Annotated in this window: 17 protein-coding genes and 1 pseudogene; 15 read left to right on the top strand and 3 right to left on the bottom strand. The window is 52.1% G+C overall.

All coding sequences use genetic code 11. The features are described 5' to 3' along the window. Window positions 1-356 precede the first annotated feature (356 nt). The 6 genes from SR858_RS25330 to SR858_RS25305 all read left to right on the top strand — a co-directional run bounded on the left by SR858_RS25330 (window position 357) and on the right by SR858_RS25305 (window position 4,412). Complete coding sequence (locus SR858_RS25330) at window positions 357-1,694, top strand: tyrosine-type recombinase/integrase (RefSeq protein ID WP_019923892.1); 1,338 nt, start codon at window positions 357-359, stop codon at window positions 1,692-1,694. Window positions 1,695-1,910: 216 nt separating this feature from the next. Further along, window positions 1,911-2,582 carry a tyrosine-type recombinase/integrase gene (locus SR858_RS25325; protein WP_019923891.1) on the top strand — a complete coding sequence of 224 codons (672 nt, stop codon included), beginning with the start codon at window positions 1,911-1,913 and terminating at the stop codon, window positions 2,580-2,582. A 181-nt stretch (window positions 2,583-2,763) separates the two neighbouring features. After that, the gene (locus tag SR858_RS25320) at window positions 2,764-2,973 is read left to right on the top strand and encodes a hypothetical protein (protein ID WP_154820090.1); all 210 of its coding nucleotides are present in this window, start codon (window positions 2,764-2,766) and stop codon (window positions 2,971-2,973) included. A 7-nt stretch (window positions 2,974-2,980) separates the two neighbouring features. After that, the gene (locus SR858_RS25315; RefSeq protein WP_019923890.1) at window positions 2,981-3,103 is read left to right on the top strand and encodes a hypothetical protein; all 123 of its coding nucleotides are present in this window, start codon (window positions 2,981-2,983) and stop codon (window positions 3,101-3,103) included. A 628-nt stretch (window positions 3,104-3,731) separates the two neighbouring features. Beyond that, window positions 3,732-4,184 (top strand): hypothetical protein, encoded by a 453-nt coding sequence (locus SR858_RS25310; RefSeq protein WP_154820089.1) that lies wholly within the window; start codon window positions 3,732-3,734, stop codon window positions 4,182-4,184. 12 nt (window positions 4,185-4,196) lie between these two features. Continuing rightward, complete coding sequence (locus tag SR858_RS25305; protein WP_019923889.1) at window positions 4,197-4,412, top strand: hypothetical protein; 216 nt, start codon at window positions 4,197-4,199, stop codon at window positions 4,410-4,412. A 213-nt stretch (window positions 4,413-4,625) separates the two neighbouring features. Here the strand turns inward: SR858_RS25305 and SR858_RS25300 are convergent, their stop codons facing one another. After that, complete coding sequence (locus SR858_RS25300; RefSeq protein ID WP_026637641.1) at window positions 4,626-5,693, bottom strand: aldo/keto reductase; 1,068 nt, start codon at window positions 5,691-5,693, stop codon at window positions 4,626-4,628. Between the two features lie 93 nt (window positions 5,694-5,786). On the opposite strand from SR858_RS25300, the gene SR858_RS25295 reads away from it, so the two are divergent. The 8 genes and pseudogenes from SR858_RS25295 to SR858_RS25265 all read left to right on the top strand — a co-directional run bounded on the left by SR858_RS25295 (window position 5,787) and on the right by SR858_RS25265 (window position 12,046). Next, window positions 5,787-6,725: an AraC family transcriptional regulator gene (locus SR858_RS25295; RefSeq protein WP_084670133.1), complete on the top strand. Its 939-nt coding sequence runs from the start codon at window positions 5,787-5,789 to the stop codon at window positions 6,723-6,725. Between the two features lie 211 nt (window positions 6,726-6,936). After that, complete coding sequence (locus SR858_RS25290) at window positions 6,937-7,230, top strand: hypothetical protein (RefSeq protein WP_026637640.1); 294 nt, start codon at window positions 6,937-6,939, stop codon at window positions 7,228-7,230. A 146-nt stretch (window positions 7,231-7,376) separates the two neighbouring features. Then, a complete protein-coding gene (locus SR858_RS25285; RefSeq protein WP_322534116.1) occupies window positions 7,377-8,000 on the top strand; it encodes a hypothetical protein in 624 nt (207 codons plus the stop codon). Between the two features lie 636 nt (window positions 8,001-8,636). Continuing rightward, window positions 8,637-9,125 (top strand): DUF3806 domain-containing protein, encoded by a 489-nt coding sequence (locus SR858_RS25280; RefSeq protein WP_322534114.1) that lies wholly within the window; start codon window positions 8,637-8,639, stop codon window positions 9,123-9,125. 300 nt (window positions 9,126-9,425) lie between these two features. Beyond that, on the top strand, window positions 9,426-9,584 hold the full coding sequence (locus SR858_RS27810; RefSeq protein WP_154820169.1) for an IS66 family transposase: 159 nt from the start codon (window positions 9,426-9,428) through the stop codon (window positions 9,582-9,584). After that, window positions 9,548-9,799 (top strand): annotated as a pseudogene (locus SR858_RS25275) (IS66 family transposase); the annotation flags it as partial. The gene SR858_RS27810 and the pseudogene SR858_RS25275, both read left to right, overlap by 37 nt. A 376-nt stretch (window positions 9,800-10,175) precedes the next feature. Further along, window positions 10,176-11,462 carry an SMODS domain-containing nucleotidyltransferase gene (locus tag SR858_RS25270; protein ID WP_084670251.1) on the top strand — a complete coding sequence of 429 codons (1,287 nt, stop codon included), beginning with the start codon at window positions 10,176-10,178 and terminating at the stop codon, window positions 11,460-11,462. Next, window positions 11,459-12,046, top strand: a complete 588-nt coding sequence (locus tag SR858_RS25265) for an SLATT domain-containing protein (protein WP_084670250.1) — start codon at window positions 11,459-11,461, stop codon at window positions 12,044-12,046. Before SR858_RS25270 ends, SR858_RS25265 begins: the two co-directional genes overlap by 4 nt. A gap of 31 nt (window positions 12,047-12,077) precedes the next feature. Here SR858_RS25265 and SR858_RS25260 read toward each other — a convergent pair whose 3' ends face one another. Continuing rightward, entirely contained in the window at window positions 12,078-12,320 is a 243-nt protein-coding gene (locus SR858_RS25260; protein ID WP_026637861.1) for a DUF1153 domain-containing protein, read from the bottom strand. A 290-nt stretch (window positions 12,321-12,610) separates the two neighbouring features. On the opposite strand from SR858_RS25260, the gene SR858_RS25255 reads away from it, so the two are divergent. Further along, a protein-coding gene (locus SR858_RS25255) for an IS3 family transposase (protein ID WP_407654684.1) occupies window positions 12,611-14,151 on the top strand; the annotation gives its coding sequence in 2 pieces (ribosomal slippage) (window positions 12,611-13,067 and window positions 13,067-14,151; 1,542 coding nt in all). Window positions 14,152-14,231: 80 nt separating this feature from the next. Here the strand turns inward: SR858_RS25255 and SR858_RS25250 are convergent. After that, complete coding sequence (locus tag SR858_RS25250) at window positions 14,232-16,100, bottom strand: hypothetical protein (protein ID WP_154820166.1); 1,869 nt, start codon at window positions 16,098-16,100, stop codon at window positions 14,232-14,234. Window positions 16,101-16,114 lie beyond the last annotated feature (14 nt).

Genomic DNA, 16,114 nt, shown 5'->3' with positions numbered 1-16,114 from the left:
GCGGGCTGGCATCTATTCGATGTCAGGCGCCGAAGCGAGGACCGCCATAGTGTCGCGCGCCGCCGGTCTGCAAAAAATAAAGGGTTACAAGCCTATGCCTGCAACCCTTTATTTTTACTGCTAATTTCTGGTGCCGACTGCCGGTTTCGAACTGGCCACCTGATGATTACAAATCATCGCAAGTCGGTATTCAGGACTGTTGAAGAGCGTTGATATTTTCTATTATATTCTTATAAATCAAATGCTTACGTGGTTTTCATTTTTATTTCATGCAGATGGGTGTTGATCGTTATGCTACCATTTGGGTTACATGGCGGTTACATGGCGCTTACACAGCACGTCTTCTTGAGGTAATAGTGAAAAAAATAAAGTTCGCGGCGGGTAGGGTAGAAGAGTTCGCCTGTGAGGGGGGAAAAAGTCAGTCATTCCTTTGGGATACCACTTCACCAGGCCTCGGTTTGCGGGTGACGTCGAAGGGCGCAAAGTCCTATATTTTTCAGGGTAAGCTGGACGGCGCCACCATCCGGCTGACGATCGGTGATCCTCGTACATGGGACATTGCCAAGGCCCAGGCCGAAGCACGGCGACTGAAGGTCCTGCTCGATAACGGGCAAGATCCAAGAAAGGTGCGCGACGATGCGCTCGCTGCAGAGCGAGACGCGCGCGCATTGCAGGAAGCTGTCATTGTGGCGGAACAGGAAAAGCAACTGCTGGAGTCCGTGACCCTGGGCGGCGTCTGGCCTGAGTACATTGCTGATCGAATTGCCACGCGAGAAGCCGGTTGGTCAGAACATCATATTGCCGCGCATCGCAAGATCATTCAGGATGGTGGCCAGCCGCGAAAACGCAGTCCGGCCCTGACGAAAGCCGGTCCGCTCTGGTCCTTGTCCTCGCTCCGACTCATCGACCTGACAAACGAGCGTGTGGAAGCCTGGGCGCGAGAGGAAGCAAAGATCCGTCCGTCCAGCGCGCGCCTGGCATGGCGACTGCTCAAGGCCTTCATGAACTGGTGCGCTTCGCACAAGACGTATTCGAACATGGTCACTAGCAATCCGACAAAGAGCGCGCGAGTGCGCGAGAGCCTGGGTAAAGAGAAGCGGCGCCATGACGTTCTCCAGCGCGAGATGCTGGAGTCATGGTTCAGCGCAGTGCGCAAGATCGGAAACCCGGTCATTGCAGCCTACTTGCAAGTTCTGCTACTTACCGGCGCTAGGCGCGAGGAGCTCGCTGCACTGAAGTGGACAGACGTGAATTTCCAGTGGGGCAGTATCAAACTGTCCGACAAGGTCGAGGATTTTCGGATGGTCCCGCTGACTCCTTTCGTTGCTCAGCTCCTGGCCAACCTGCCGCGCAGGAATGCCTTTGTCTTCTCCAGTCCCGCTTCCGCATCGGGACATATCGCAGAGCCGCGAATCGCGCATAACGAGGCCGTCGCCGTGGCGAATTTGCCGCAACTTACCCTACATGGCCTGCGACGCTCATTTGCCACATTAAGCGAGTGGATCGAGATGCCGAATGGTATCGCCGCGCAGATTCAAGGGCACGCGCCGCAAGGGGTGCGCGAGCAAAATTACATTCGTCGACCGCTTGACCTGCTTCGTGTTTGGCACGCGAAGATTGAAGTTTGGATTCTTGAGCAGGCGTGTGTGGAGCCTGTATCTTTGCCGGCATTGCTGCGCGTTGTGGGCGCTTAGCCGGGCAGTGGGTAGCGTTTGCAGCGTTGTGCATGTCCGTCCAAGCCTTCCCCGGTGGACGTAGCAGCGAGTTGACAGCGCATCCCTGTGACTGTTTGAAATTGCTGCTACGGACTTTTCCAAGTACCGCAGGAAATATGCGGTGCTACTAGAAAAAGAGTCTCCGCGATTCTCACTCTGAATAAAACCTGTTTTCAACCTATTCAGAGGTGTTCAATGGCACAAGCCACCGTTCTAAAGCCGGGCCAGTACCGGCATCTAATCCGTGCCACTCGAGCCACCAGCCGCGCACCAGAACGTGACGTGCTGGTGCTCATGATGGGTATCCACATGGGCATGCGTGTGTCCGAGATAGCGCAGGTTGAAGTTGGTGATTTTATGTTCGCCAGCGGCAAGCTACGGCAGGAAGTATCGCTTCGGGCCGTCGTGACAAAGGGTTGTCGCCAGCGGTGCGTGTATCTGACCAACCGTGATCTTGTTGCCGCGCTTGAGGACTATCTAACCCTGCGGGTCGAGCGGCGCTGGCGCATGAGCGACGATCCGAAGCGATATCGGGGCTTGCGCCCAGACAGTGCGCTAATCCTGACCTTCAAAGGCTATAAGTACAGTATGAACCGCAAGCGGCGGATCAACTACGCTGGCGAGCAAATCGATTACGCGGCCTGTGATGCGCTGCAAAGTCACGTTACAAAGCTGTATCGGGACGCGGGAATTAAGGGCGGAAGCAGTCATTCTGGTCGACGCTCAATGGCATCTAGGCTCTTGGCACAAGGCCACGATCTGGAAACCATTCAACTCATGCTTGGGCATGCTGAGCTGGACCATATTGATCCCTATCTTGAGGTTTCGAACGAAAGGTTTCGTCAAGCTTTTGCTGATGTATTATGACAAGGCAAGATTGCATATTATTCATCTTCGCACTTGAAAGTTGTACGCCGACAACCCATATGCTCGGTTTAAGTAGAGGGGGAATTTCGCCCGCAGTAGCAACCCACGGCCCGCAAGACGGGCCTGGTGCGCTGAGAGGACCGGCACAGGGCCAGTCCTGGAAATTGAACTGGAGTATCCCATGCAGTTTGTCGGTGGATTTAAGTACCGTTTTTCGAAAGCAGATGGTAGTCATGTCGACGCATTTCAAGCGGGTGCTACGCACGATGGTGCCGATACGGTTTGGCGCTTGGACAATGGCACTCTGCAAACAGGTAGCGTCATTTTTACCAACGTCGTGAACGTTGAAGAGATTGAACGTCCGCCGCGAGCGTTCAACGAGAAGCGCTAGGAAAGTCATGGCACGCAACTACGGCATTGGCTTTTGCGGCAAGGGCATCGAGCTTCTTGAGGCGGCTGAGGAAGAAATGTTTGATACTGTCGAGCACGGATACGACAAATTCTCGCAGGCGAACATGTAGTTGATGAAGTATCGAAGAATGCTCGCGCAATTCACCAAAGAACGGGAAGCTGGTTTGTCCCCGAGTTATAACCCGGATATTCACGGTAGCTTAGACGAATAGGAAAAGTAAAAACAATGAGGCTCTACCACTTCACATCTGCGTCACAAGCACAGGCCATCATGGAGTCCGGAAAATTTAACCCGGCCTCTCAGCACCCATTAAACAACGACAATGGTCTCAATTGTTTCGCATTCAGGTCGGGCTATCGCCTAGGTCAGTGCTTCGAAGGCACTGGCGCAAAGCTGATTATGGAATGGACTGGGCCAATCGTAACAACCAATCAGAACGCCTCCCCTCCACTAGCGCCGGACGTGCTACACGATCAGCATCCGTGGAGATGTTTCGTCCGGGGAGGTTCGAAAACAGGTCTTTTATTTATGACCGCTATCCGTTTCGACAAAGAGACTATTGATGCAATGGTTCCCACCCCAAATTGGCATAAGCACTTGCCACAATTTCTTCAACGGCCGCTTTATAGCCGGGCGAGATTGGAACTCCTCAAAGCAATAAGGCGTAAGTACCGAAACGTGCGCTTCCCTCTTGAAGTGTGCGGCTAGGACCTCTTGATATGGTAAGGGAAATAGAGATGATCGACGTAGATCAAAGCGATTACCGCGTTGATAGCCCATTCGACTTGAGCACCAGCGGCCTTGGCCCCTGCATAGGGATAGTCGTGGGTTTTCAAGGAGCAGTCAGTATGTTGCACGCTCCAATGCCTGATGCTGGCGGGGCCGAGAATTTTTTCGCTGACCTTTGCGCACTGATACCAGCCGAACAGCGGGCGGCAATTCGCCCAATTCTGGCAGGCGGTTTAAGTACCACAGGCCGTTCTGTTCCAGCGCATCTGGTGAAGACCAGAAAATGGGTGGGATTGGAATTGCAGAAATTGGGGTTTGGGTCTCCGCATATTCATTGGGGAAATGGCGGTCCCCTATCATGCCACAACGTTAAAACTAACATCGCCAAAGGGCATGTAGAGATCACTCATCATGAACTATTGGGCGAATCGACTACAGTCGCGGTCGTACCTTTGTGGTAAGGAAAATTGATCATGAATGTCAACACCATTACTGACGAAAAGCATCAAACAATGCAAAGGGTCTGCGGACTCAAGGGTTTTGGTGCACCAGCGCATGCAGAGATGCTTCAGGAAGCCGCTCCCCTTATTGCAAAAGGGTGGATTGCCCGGAATGGCAAAGACCTGAGCATTCCAGACGACGTTATGTGGCAATTGATCGCCATCGGCAAACCCTTGAAGACGCGATAGGAAACCTCTGGTGGCCGTGACTGCAATGGGGCGGCTCCGGCCCAGGGTGAGAATGTGTGAGCTTTGCAGGAGGGCAAGCTGCTATCCTGAACGCCATCGGCCGGTACCGGCCAAAAGCGGTCATTCTAATGTCGTCCTGTGAATACCGTTCGCATCATTTGCATTGAGCGTACTAACAACTGTTTATTCGATCGGCACTGACTTTCATTGCGTTCAGATAGGTTTTTCGCCCAGTTGCCACGATTTACCATCAAATGCTTCCCCACTTGGAACTCGTCCTTTGGCGTTATACGTTTGAATCCAGCCAGGGTAGGAGGGGGTAGACCGGCTCACTTCGTCAAGCTGGACGAAGTCCTCATTGTTCAGCACTAGATCCACCGCCGCGAGGTTGTCGGCAAGTTGATCTGGATGTTTGACACCGGAGATGACACTGGTGACCTGCTGCTGTGCCAGAAGCCAGGCTAGGGCGACCTGCGCGGCGCTAGCGTCATGACGTGCAGCGATAGTCTTCAATACGTCGATGATATCGAATGCCTTTGCTTCATCCACTGGAGGGAACTGGATTTTGGTTCGACGCGAGTTCGAGTCAGTCGAGCCGGTCCGATCAAATTTACCAGAGAGCAACCCTCCTCCCAGTGGGCTCCAGCACAGCAGGCCAAGCTTCTGATCCTCGAGTGCCGGAATGATCTCTTGCTCGATATCACGAGCAGCCAGTGAATAAAAAGACTGGATAGATGCAAACCTTGCGTAGCCGCTTCGTTCGGAGATACCTAATGCCTTCATCAGCTGCCAGGCTGCGAAGTTGGAGCAACCGATATATCGTACCTTGCCCTGACGAACGACATTGTCGAGCGTTCGCATCACATCTTCCAATGGGACAAGTGGATCGAAATTATGGATCTGATATAGATCGATGTGATCTGTTTGCAAACGCTTCAAGCTGCCTTCAAGGGCTTCCATGATATGCAAACGGGACTGACCAATCTGATTTGGGCCGGGCCCCACGCGGCCGCTCATTTTTGTCGCTAGCACGACATCATGGCGGCGCCCTTTCAACGCCTCGCCCAACCTCTCTTCCGACGCCCCACCTCCATACACGTCAGCAGTATCGATAAAATTGATGCCAGCGTCGAGTGCCTGCATCACAATCTTGTCGGTTTCGTCCTGCGATAATCGCCCGATGGCGGTAGTAACCGCGTTTTCACTCCCTCCGAAAGTCATCGCTCCCAGACATAGACGTGAAACGAAAACACCAGTGTTACCAAGTTGAGCATATTTCATAGTTCCTCCGAGTTCTAAGGAGACAAGCATGACACTATTTTTCGAACCGATCTATAATCGATCCAACATCATTTCTATTAGATCGGTCACGCCTTGGATCCGCTTTCAGATATTCTTTCCATGCTCAGAGTTCGCAGCGTGCTTACTGCGAGGTTCGAGGGCTCCGGGTCTTGGGCAATGCGGTTTCCTTCATACAGCCATATCAAATTCGGCGCGGTGTTGGAAGGGTCTTTCTGGATGAGTTGTGAAGCGTCCTCAGCACCGATAAAATTCGAATGTGGTGACTTCTATCTCCTAACTGATGGTTTGTCATATTGCACCGCAACTGACCTTGACAAAGAGCCGTTAGATGGTCGGCAAATCTTTCATGAGTATCTAGGGAAAGACGAGGTAGTTCGCTATGGCGATGGGGTAGGAAAGGTGGTGGTCAGCGGGGGAAGGTTTACCTTCGATGATGACACAAGTGAAATATTGCTAAACCAGCTTCCACCATTAATCCGTTTGCCAGCAATATCACCATCTGCCACGTCGCTAAAAGCAATCCTTGATCTTCTTGCCTACGAAACTGAAACAATTCGGCCAGGTCACACAATCGCTGCGACGAGCATTGCCAACTTAGCATTGATCCATATTTTGCGGGAACACCTTGCGGCTGTGCCTATTAAGGCTGGCTGGTTTTGTGCAATCAGAGATAAACAAATTGGAGCTGTTCTTTCCCTGATGCATGGAGACATAGCTAGACGGTGGACTGTGAATGATCTTGCAACTGAAATCGGGATGTCACGTACTGCGTTTACTCAACGTTTCAAAAAACTAGTAGGCTTCTCACCGCTTGATTATCTGCTGCGCTGGAGAATGGCAGTTGCTGGGTCGGCATTGAGGAATGGGGTGAGTCTGACCAGAGTAGCAGATCAGGTCGGTTACAGTTCCGATACGGCATTTAATTCCGCTTTCAAACGTATAATGGGGCAAAGCCCAGGACGATACCGCTTGAACGCATTGGCTAATCACTTTGATCCACAAGGCACCTAAAGGCGCAGCTGGCTATTACTTTGATCAGCCGCATTATAGAATTATGACTGACCGCTTTGGGTCGGTACCTGCCTGTCGCGGGCACTTCTGGATTTCAACCTGGCCATCTGCTATGCGGGCATGAAGGGCCGGGTTCGGCCAAGAGCGGACCTTTAGTGCTTATTCGTTTCGACGTTGCGTTGTATCTTTATCCTGACGAAAAGGATTTATTGTGATTGTTCCCATTTCAAATGAAGCGCTGTCTCTCGATTCGCTTCCGTCAGTAGAGGACAAGGAAGCTGTTTTCGCCTTCGCTATGACGTTCAATGGTTACGAGCACTTCGGCTCATTGGAAGCCGCTTCCAAGAACGCTCGCATGCGCTCAAGGACGACGCTAGCTGACGTCAGAAATGAGTTGTTTATGGCAGCGCGCGGTTCTCGCCACGTCGGCAATGACCGCTACCTCTCTACCTACGCTGAGCTGCTGCCGCACCTTCGGCAACTACTCAGCGACCGGCTTGCCTAGCGCGAAGTAACTGCTTGAAGTGTCCGCAATGGGGCGATAACGGAGTGTCGGCGTAGATGTTTTCTCAGTGGTAGCATTCTATGCTGGCGCGACCGGCCGGAGAGCGGCCAAAAGCTGACGGTTCAAGTATGGATAGAATTAAAAAGATGATTACTGCAGAAGATGCGCATGCTATCGTTTTAAGTCGAACCAACAGCGCGCCTAGCGGTGTTTGCCGTGACATTTTTGTAATTCAGTCCTGCGAGTTGTCAGCCCGCCGTGACTATTGGATCGTCCGCGCAAACAGCGAGGATTTTGTGCACCGGGGAATGGTTGAGAAACAGTACGTCGGTGTGAATGCGTATTTGGTGTCCAGTGTCTCCGGTAACGTCGAATTTGTCGGAAGCGGTCAGTCGGTCGAAGGCTTCTTGCAAGACAGATACGATGCGGAAGCGGCGGGGGATGAACACTACGTTCTCGGGCCAATTTTTACGCGATATGAAAAAACTGCGCTTGTAAATCTGCGCCAGAAATTGGAGTGCAGTTTTCAAGACACGATACTCCTCATTTCCGCCCCTCAGAGTGCGTGGATAACTGGTTCATTAGGCACTTTGAAGAACGCAAAGGAACTTCTCGAGCAGCAGGACATAAATGTTAGCATTCAACTTCATCCAGAAATTGCGAGTGCAATCGAAATCGATAATAGCGTCTCGGATTGGTCAGCGATGAAGACAGAACTCCATCGATTGATACACATCCTAACTCACCGACCTGTATTGCGCGTATCTTGATTGCGTTCCTCGACCGACGGCTTTGGGGCGACTCCCGCCTGGCGTGACAATCGGTGAATTTTTCACACGGGCAAGATGCTATCCTGAATGCCGTCGGCCGAGTTCGGCCAGGAACGGACATTTTTTTACGACAACTAAATTTAATCGTTCAACAACGATTGGTGTATCTTAAACAGATTAAGAGATGAGGAATCATGAGTAGTAGTGGCAGCTATAATTTTTTTTTGGTCATATGGATAATTCTGGGAATCGTATCGACCACATTTTTATTCTGGAGTAAAAATGCAGCTTTGAAACGGCGGATACACCCCGTATTGGTGGTCGGAGCCTCAGTATTGTTCGGAGCCTTCGCCTCGTCGCGTCTTGACTTTTCTCAACCGTTTTCATGGTTTTTCATGGCAATGTTAGTGCTTATCACTGTTATGAACTTGAGAGGCATCAAATTTTGTTTATCATGCGGTGCCACCAATAGAAGTCAAAATCCATTTTCTCCCGCTGTTCATTGCTCGAAATGTGGTACGAAATTCGACAGATAAATTAGCGCTGCCGATTGTCAGCTTTCGGCCAGATGCGGCCGTTCGATAAAGTCGCGTAAACCACCAAATTGGAAGAAACTTCCCACCTCCAAGAGGTCTCTTGAATAAGTTACTTTGTGCGTTTTTGTTGTTAATTTCTGGGGCAGCTATGTCAAGCGATCAAAAGGTTTATTTTCCATCGTCACAAGACATAGAAGTGTTGGCACACCAGCGGGCAGTCATCGAGAAGCTCTTGTCCCCATCGGACTTGGAATCAAAATATATCACTGCACCTGGAAAACTGGGAACGTTGCGCGCGGTTATTGCTGCGAACATGTTCAAAGCAAACCAAACGTTCGAACTTCAGTGCATGGGGGTCGTCTTGGGCGACGCGTTTGTCCTCGACATGGGCTTCCATTGGGTAGTCGTCGAAGACGAATACGGCAGAGATTTTGCTCTCAGATACAAAGACACATCCGTCATAGTCTTCCCGATCACCATGATTTCAAAACGTGTTGAACGGGGAGAGACCGTTGATGTTTTTGATCTCTACAACGGTGTTGCAAACAGGTTTGAAGAGATTTCGAGTAAAAAACCCGACAAACTTTAGTCTAGATTTTCAGTGCAAAAACCGGCGGTGCCAACGGCCGAACGGCCGGCCCACGACTTCATTCACTCAGTCAACAGACTCCCAAGGCAATGGTCCTCCGGAGATGAAGGTCGGCTTTGGGGCGGAAGCAGTCCTTCGCTGCCGTTAGGTGATGGCCGCAGCCACAGCAGAACGCTGGCGGTGACCAATGAGAGAGAGTGGCGGCGTTCAATGCGATTGGGTGGCGGAGGTCAGTGAGAACAGGTTGCAGCGATTTGAGAGAATGGCTGGCGGCAGTGGTGAGAATACTCAGACCAGGCACTGCATGCGATCGCTGGTCTCTACAAGATCGAACAGCAGATTCGCGACGATGATCTGACGGGACACGCCAATCTCGTGCGCCGACAGGAGCATTCGAAACCCATGCTCGAGCGCTTCTTCGCTTGGATCGCGAGCAGTTTGACAAGCAGGGCTTCCTGACGAGCAGTCCCTTCCTCAGGGAGCTGGCGTATATCCGTGAGCGCCGGATCGGCCTGTCGGTCTACCTGGATGACCCGGAGGTATCGCTCGACACAAACCACCTTGAACGCGCCCTGCGCGTCATCCCTGTGGGCAGAAAGAACAGGCTGTTCAGCTGGACCGAGCTAGGTGCCAAGCATGTCGGCATTTTGCAAAGCCTGCTGTCCGTCGTTAGGAGCTTGGTCGAAGGATAAAAAGAACTGTGACTCAGATACCGTAAGACCGGCCAGCACCTCGTCACCTTCGTCATTGATTGTTGTGGTGAAATAGTACCCTGATTCACCGGACACGGTGGGCTTGTGGCTCTCATGGCCACATACACTCAATGTTGTTTTCCCCACACTACAGGCGTTACATTTTTCTCATCTTTCATACGCGCAAAGGTGCTATCCTCTTGGCATGAATGTAGCAAACTACACGCGCTGTTACCGTTCGGGACCGATCAGGAACCAGGCCTAATCACCGCCCTATTTCTAAGCGTTCAACACTCAGAATAAATTGTGGGAACTCGATGTTCCCCGTCTTGCGCGTAAGATAGAAGGAGAGCAAACGTTGAGCATTGCGAATAAGTTTAAGCAATTTTTATCAAACCTAAAAGTTGACAATGATGAGCAAATCGAACTTCGATACGGCGAAATAACGTCTGCCCTGAATAAGGAATTCAGGGATTCAGAAAGCAAAACTTCAAACAACCTCCAAGTAGGTTCCTACGGTCGTTGGACGGCGATAAAGGGCATTTCGGATTTGGATATGCTCTACATCGTTCCAGCGTCACAGTGGGACAATTACAAAAATGGCGGCCAGAGCGCTCTACTTGAAAGAGCTAAAGCTGCAATTAAACTGAGGTATCCCCGTACTGAGATGTATGTTGACCGGCTCGTGGTCCGCGTTCTGTATAAAAATTTTCACGTAGAGGTACAGCCAGTTTTTGAACTAGATGATGGAAGCTTCAAATATCCAGATACATATAAAGGCAGCAGCTGGAAAATTACTAAACCCCGAGAAGAAATTTCCGCTATGACGGAATTCGTGACGGAGAAGAACAAAAATCTACGTCGACTTTGCAAGATGTCTAGGGCTTGGAAAAACAAGCATGGTGTTGGGATGGGAGGTTTGCTTCTTGACACTTTGGCACATAATTTTCTACGTGACACCAAGGATTATGACGACAAGAGCTATCTATATTACGACTGGATGAGTCGCGATTTTTTCAAATATCTTTCCGAATTACCTCAGCAAGACTACTTTGCGGCGCTTGGCAGTGGTCAGCGAGTCCGCGTTAAATCTAAATTTCAAAAACAGGCCAAGAAAGCGTATGAACTTGCGCTCAAAGCAATCGAGGCAGCCGATAAAGATAATGAAACCGCTAAGTGGCAAAAGATCTATGGACGAGACTTCTCCGATGTAGTTGCGAAGTCTGAGGCTTCAGCATCTCTCGAACGCTATCACGACTTCATCTCCACCGAACAGTTTGTGGAAGATTTATGGCCGGTCGACGTACGATACTCGCTATGCATTGAGTGTGAAGTTTCCCAGAACGGATTTCGAGAATACCTTCTCAGGGAATTTTTACGTCGCCGGTTGCCATTGAACCGTAAGAAAAAACTTCGTTTTTACATTGATTCTTGCGACGTACCAGGAAATTATAAAATTCTGTGGAAAGTTCTAAATCGCGGAGAGGAGGCTTTCCGAAGAAAGTGTACACGTGGTACTATTAATGCAGGCGACAAAGAGATAGTAGAGGAAACCGATTTCCATGGCGACCACATAGTCGAATGCTACATTGAAAAAGAAGGAGTGATTGTGGCAAAAGACCGCATTCACGTGCCAATCGAATGAATAAAAATCAACTACTTAAGTCTATTGCTGAGACTGGCTATAATGTTGGTTTTGGCGGCAGGAAACATTGGGCCACCTATGATATTGTTGATAAGATCCCTGGGCTTATCGGATTTCTCTCGACCGCTTTTGGCATATTTTCATTAATTTATGAAAAACTTTCAGAAAAGCATCTTTCTGCTGCGTTTATAGTTTTTGGCCTGATTGCCTTATATATAACTTTCTATGAGCCAAATAAGAACAAATATGCGGATACAGCTAATAAATTAACTGTCCTCTACAATAAACTGCGGGATCTATATAGAAGTGTCCAAAGCCACAACAATGATGATGTTGATCACTTTGCTGATCAACTTCATCAGATAGAGAATGAATACTACGCGACAACAATAAGTAAACAGATTCTTTTTAGTGACTGGTATGCGCATTACAAATTTTTTTGGCAGTACCAGATTGATTGGGTTGATGAGCAAAAGAAATTTAGACTATTTCGGGATAAGCTACCGCTCTCTTTTATGTTTTGGACTCTATTGGTTATAGTATTTTTATCAACATATCTAATTCGCATTTGGAACGGACTTTAAATTAGGACAGCGCATCTGTTCGACAATGTCATTATCGCTGCAGCTCCTTGATCTGGCGCTTATGCTGCTCGCGCACATCGAGCGGATTGGTACGTAGCGCGTTCTCCATGCCGCGCTTGCCATCGTCCACCCAGGCCTTCACCTCCGACGGCGCAAGGTCATAGGCCCGGCTCGCCTCCGCGACCGTCGTTTTACCTTGGATGATCTCCAGCACCAGCGCGCTCTTGCGCTTGGCTGTCCATCGTTTTACCTCTTCGTCCATTCTTGTACTCACTGTCAATTTCCTCAATTATGACGTGAGCAAGAATTCAGTGGGTCGTTACAGGTATCCCGTAGAAGACCAATAACAACGGGCTCGGTTTTAAATATCGATTCCGGCCCGGGCACCAGGACATAATACGGCTCAGACCCAGTATCTGAGCCGTTCTCAGGCTTTCCGCCTCGCAGGTTCAAACTCCCCGTCCTCGGACGAATTGGTTTTTGACACACTTTCCCCCTCTGTCAAAATAGTTGTCGCCTCCAGCAATTGGAGTTCTAATCTGCCCTGGGGCGATGGATTTTACGATGACGAAATACACCAACGAGAAGAAAGAGCACGCGCTCAGCCAAATGAGCGCGCCGCATAACAAGCCTGTGGCCGCAGTGGCTCAGCTAACCGGGGTGCCGGAGGCCACGCTGTACCTGTGGCGCAAGCAGGCGCGCGAGCAAGGCCGCGCGGTGCCTGGCGATGGGCAAAATCCCGAGCAATGGAGTTCCGCCGACAAGTTCGCGGTGGTGCTGGAGGCGGCCCCGCTGAACGAGGCAGAATTGGCGGCGTACTGCCGTCGCAAGGGATTGCTGGTGGAACAGCTGGAACGCTGGCGCACTGAAGTCCACACGGCCTTGTCGGCTGGACAGAACCGAGCTGGCAGCACCGAACGCGCGACGGACAAGAAGCGCATCCGGGAGCTGGAAAGGGATTTGCGCCGCAAGGAGAAGGCATTGGCCGAGACGGCGGCACTGCTGGTGCTGTCCCGAAAGTACGAAGCGCTGTGGACCGACGGCGAGGACGCATGATTGCGTTGCCGCAGCGCCAGGAGTTGGTCGCCGATATTGAGCAAGCCAGCCAGGATGGCGCCCCTCTTGGTTTGGCTTGTGCCGAACTGGGCTTGAGTGCGCGCACCGTCGAGCGCTGGCGTCGCACAGGTGAGGTCCGAGCCGATGCGAGACCGGCTGCGGCCCGACCGGCACCGGCGCACAAGCTGAGCGAGCAGGAGCGCCAGCGCGTGCTTGACGTCTGTCACGAGGCGCGCTTCGCCGACTTGCCACCGGCGCAAATCGTGCCGCGTCTGGCCGACGAGGGAACCTATCTGGCGTCCGAATCGTCGTTCTACCGCATACTGCGTGCTGCGCAAGAACAGCAGCATCGCGGTCGCGCCAAGGCGCCCCAGAGCACCGAACCGCAGCGCCATGTGGCCCACGGCCCCAACGAGGTGTGGAGCTGGGACGTGACCTATTTGCCCAGCCAGGTGCGCGGCATGTTTTTCTATCTGTACGCTGTCATCGACCTGTTCAGCCGCAAGCTGGTCGCCTGGGAGGTGCATGCGCGTGAAGATGGCGACGAAGCGGCAGCGTTGATGGAGCGGGCTTGCTGGCGCGAACACCGCCCCCACAACAAGCCGCTGGTACTGCACGCCGACAACGGCGCGGCGCAAAAGGCGCACACGCTCAAGTCCAAGCTGGAGATGCTGGGCATCACACCGTCGCACAGCCGCCCCGGCGTCTCGGACGACAATGCCCATATCGAAGCCTGGTTCCGCACTTGCAAGTACACGCCAGGCTACCCGCCGAATGGATTCGAGGACATCGAACTGGCGCGGCAATGGGTGCTGAAATTCGTCACTTGGTACAACGGCGAGCATCTGCATAGCGGTCTATCCTTCGTGACACCAGAACAGCGCCACAGCGGCCTCGCCGACGACGTCCTGCGGCAGCGACGGGAGGTCTACGCGCAGGCGCGGGAGCGCCATCCGTTGCGCTGGAAACGAGCACCACGCGCATGGCAGGTAGCTGACGAGGTTTGGCTCAACCCTCCGTCCAAACTTGACCAACGGCGCGCCGCATAACCTGCTGAGGAAAGGACGGAATCGACGCATTCTAAAACCGGACTTATGCGACAACTATCTTGACGCGCACCGCCTTCAGTTCATTTATGTGGTACAAGTTGCGCCTCTTTCGCCCAACTTTCCTGCTCGCGCAGGTCGATTCCATAAGGCGGCTCGGGCCAGTCTTCGCCATAGCCCTCCTCGTACTCCATTGAAGCCGTCCAAAAGCATTTGGTTTGTTCTGAAAAGGCCTCTCTCCAGCGGCTTTCGTCATCGAGTATCGCTTGTGCTTGTGGTGATAGGGGCTCGCTCTTCCTGCGCTGCTCGACGGCAGCGACTGCGGCAAGATACTCCCAGTAACAGCATTGATGGAGCGGCATGCTGATGGAATCGTCGTAAGGATGCGGCTGCCACCCGAACCAGCCGGTCAGCGCTGTAGCTCCTTCAAAAAGTGCGAGTGCCTCAGCGGCCACCTCCCCGCATAGGCCGAATTGCCGCCGCACGAATTGATGGTGAAATAGGTAGGCATATTGCCGCAGGACAGAGTGACGAAGGTGTCCGTTGCTTTGAGCTTGGGTTTCCTTTAGCCATTTCGTGTAAGACTGCACCAGAGCAGCTGGGTGACTGTGGCGGCAGTAATGCGCCTGCCATAGTTTCGCTACAGTAGGATCCCGCATCAGGTTATCGGCCTGCGAGGCAAGCGTGCTTGTCGTAGCTGCGGCCTGCAGCTTGGCCCAGTGCGCGTCGCAACCTTCCATGCGTAGCGCGAAGCGCAGGTGATAAAGCTGGAAGTCAGTGGAGATTCTGCTATCCTCAATGATGTCAAAAAACTGCTGAGGCTTATCATCGTAGACAGCCAGCAGTTTAGTGATGGCTCGCGTTTCCTCTGCGTTGAATGATGAGCTTCCAGTCAATCCGCTGCTCGACGCATATGGCTGCTTTCGGTGCTCGATTTCCCATTCTAGCTCCAGGCCGTTCAGATGCGCCCACTGCTCCCGTGAGCCTGCTCGCTGGACATCGTGCACCGCAATCGCGAACATTCTTCCGACGAATACGTTGCGAACCTGCTTCCATAAATCGGCGTATTCACGTCGCCCTGCATTTTGGGGCCAATGCAAAATGGCTTGCGGCAGTATCGCATCCAGAGACTGTTGGTGCTCCCAGGCATCGTTAGCTGACTCGTCGGCTTGTTCATTTGCCCATCGTTCATGCCCCGAGAGTGGTTCCGCAAATTCCTGCGCCTCCATCCTCTTCCGATGGAAGGTTCGCATTGCCGATTGACGGCGTCGGAGCGCGATTGCGACGCGGATAAACCAGCCTCGTGCGCAAGCTGCGTCTTGCTCGATAGCTGAGCAGGCATTTCTATCCGCATTCGCCAAGTCGTCCAGCGCGAGATAAGCATCCGCCCTTGATACAAACTCAGCTGCGCTTGGCAAGCCTGTCCGCGCCTTCGCTTCACTTGCCTCCTGCACTTGCAGTGCATGCAGCGCAAAGGGAGCAATAGCCGGTATTTCAGTATTCCTGGCGGCCAACAACCTCTCATCCAGCCTGTCTACCTTTAAATTCAAATGAGGGTCAGCAAGAACGGAGCGCGCTGACGAGATACGATCCAGCCAGTAGCGGTAGATATCGAGGCGTTGCTGCATGCTTTGCTCGACATCATTCAGCCGTTCGTTCAAGATATTCGCATCTATTGCACCAGTGACGACCTCTATCACCGTGGTTGTCTCACCGCTGAAGAGCGCATCGAGGTCCAGCAGGTTACGCACGAGGTTGTCAGTATCTGGGCCACGTAGCTGTCCCAGCTGTTTACGGCGACCATGTGTATTCCCCGCAGTCGCGCCTTCAAATAGCTGTTCCTGGTACAAATACTTGTTCAGCGCACTCCGTAAATACATAGGGCAAGGCACTTTGCCTGTCAGTCGCTCGATCGTTGCCAAAACTCCGTCATTAGCCTTTTTTCTTGCCATTGCACACTCCATTT

Source organism: Duganella zoogloeoides, assembly GCF_034479515.1.
GTDB classification, from domain to species: Bacteria; Pseudomonadota; Gammaproteobacteria; order Burkholderiales; family Burkholderiaceae_D; genus Rugamonas; species Rugamonas zoogloeoides.
The sequence above is the reverse complement of the archived record's forward strand: the minus strand, read 5'-3'. Positions and strand labels throughout refer to the sequence as shown.

What these genes read in the sequence shown, in the direction of transcription:
- SR858_RS25325 (WP_019923891.1), top strand. Translation starts at nt 1,911, where the DNA reads ATGGCACAAGCCACCGTTCTAAAGCCGGGCCAGTACCGGCATCTAATC.
- SR858_RS25320 (WP_154820090.1), top strand. Translation starts at nt 2,764, where the DNA reads ATGCAGTTTGTCGGTGGATTTAAGTACCGTTTTTCGAAAGCAGATGGT.
- SR858_RS25315 (WP_019923890.1), top strand. Translation starts at nt 2,981, where the DNA reads ATGGCACGCAACTACGGCATTGGCTTTTGCGGCAAGGGCATCGAGCTT.
- SR858_RS25310 (WP_154820089.1), top strand. Translation starts at nt 3,732, where the DNA reads ATGATCGACGTAGATCAAAGCGATTACCGCGTTGATAGCCCATTCGAC.
- SR858_RS25305 (WP_019923889.1), top strand. Translation starts at nt 4,197, where the DNA reads ATGAATGTCAACACCATTACTGACGAAAAGCATCAAACAATGCAAAGG.
- SR858_RS25300 (WP_026637641.1), bottom strand. Translation starts at nt 5,693, where the DNA reads ATGAAATATGCTCAACTTGGTAACACTGGTGTTTTCGTTTCACGTCTA.
- SR858_RS25285 (WP_322534116.1), top strand. Translation starts at nt 7,377, where the DNA reads ATGATTACTGCAGAAGATGCGCATGCTATCGTTTTAAGTCGAACCAAC.
- SR858_RS25265 (WP_084670250.1), top strand. Translation starts at nt 11,459, where the DNA reads ATGAATAAAAATCAACTACTTAAGTCTATTGCTGAGACTGGCTATAAT.
- SR858_RS25250 (WP_154820166.1), bottom strand. Translation starts at nt 16,100, where the DNA reads ATGGCAAGAAAAAAGGCTAATGACGGAGTTTTGGCAACGATCGAGCGA.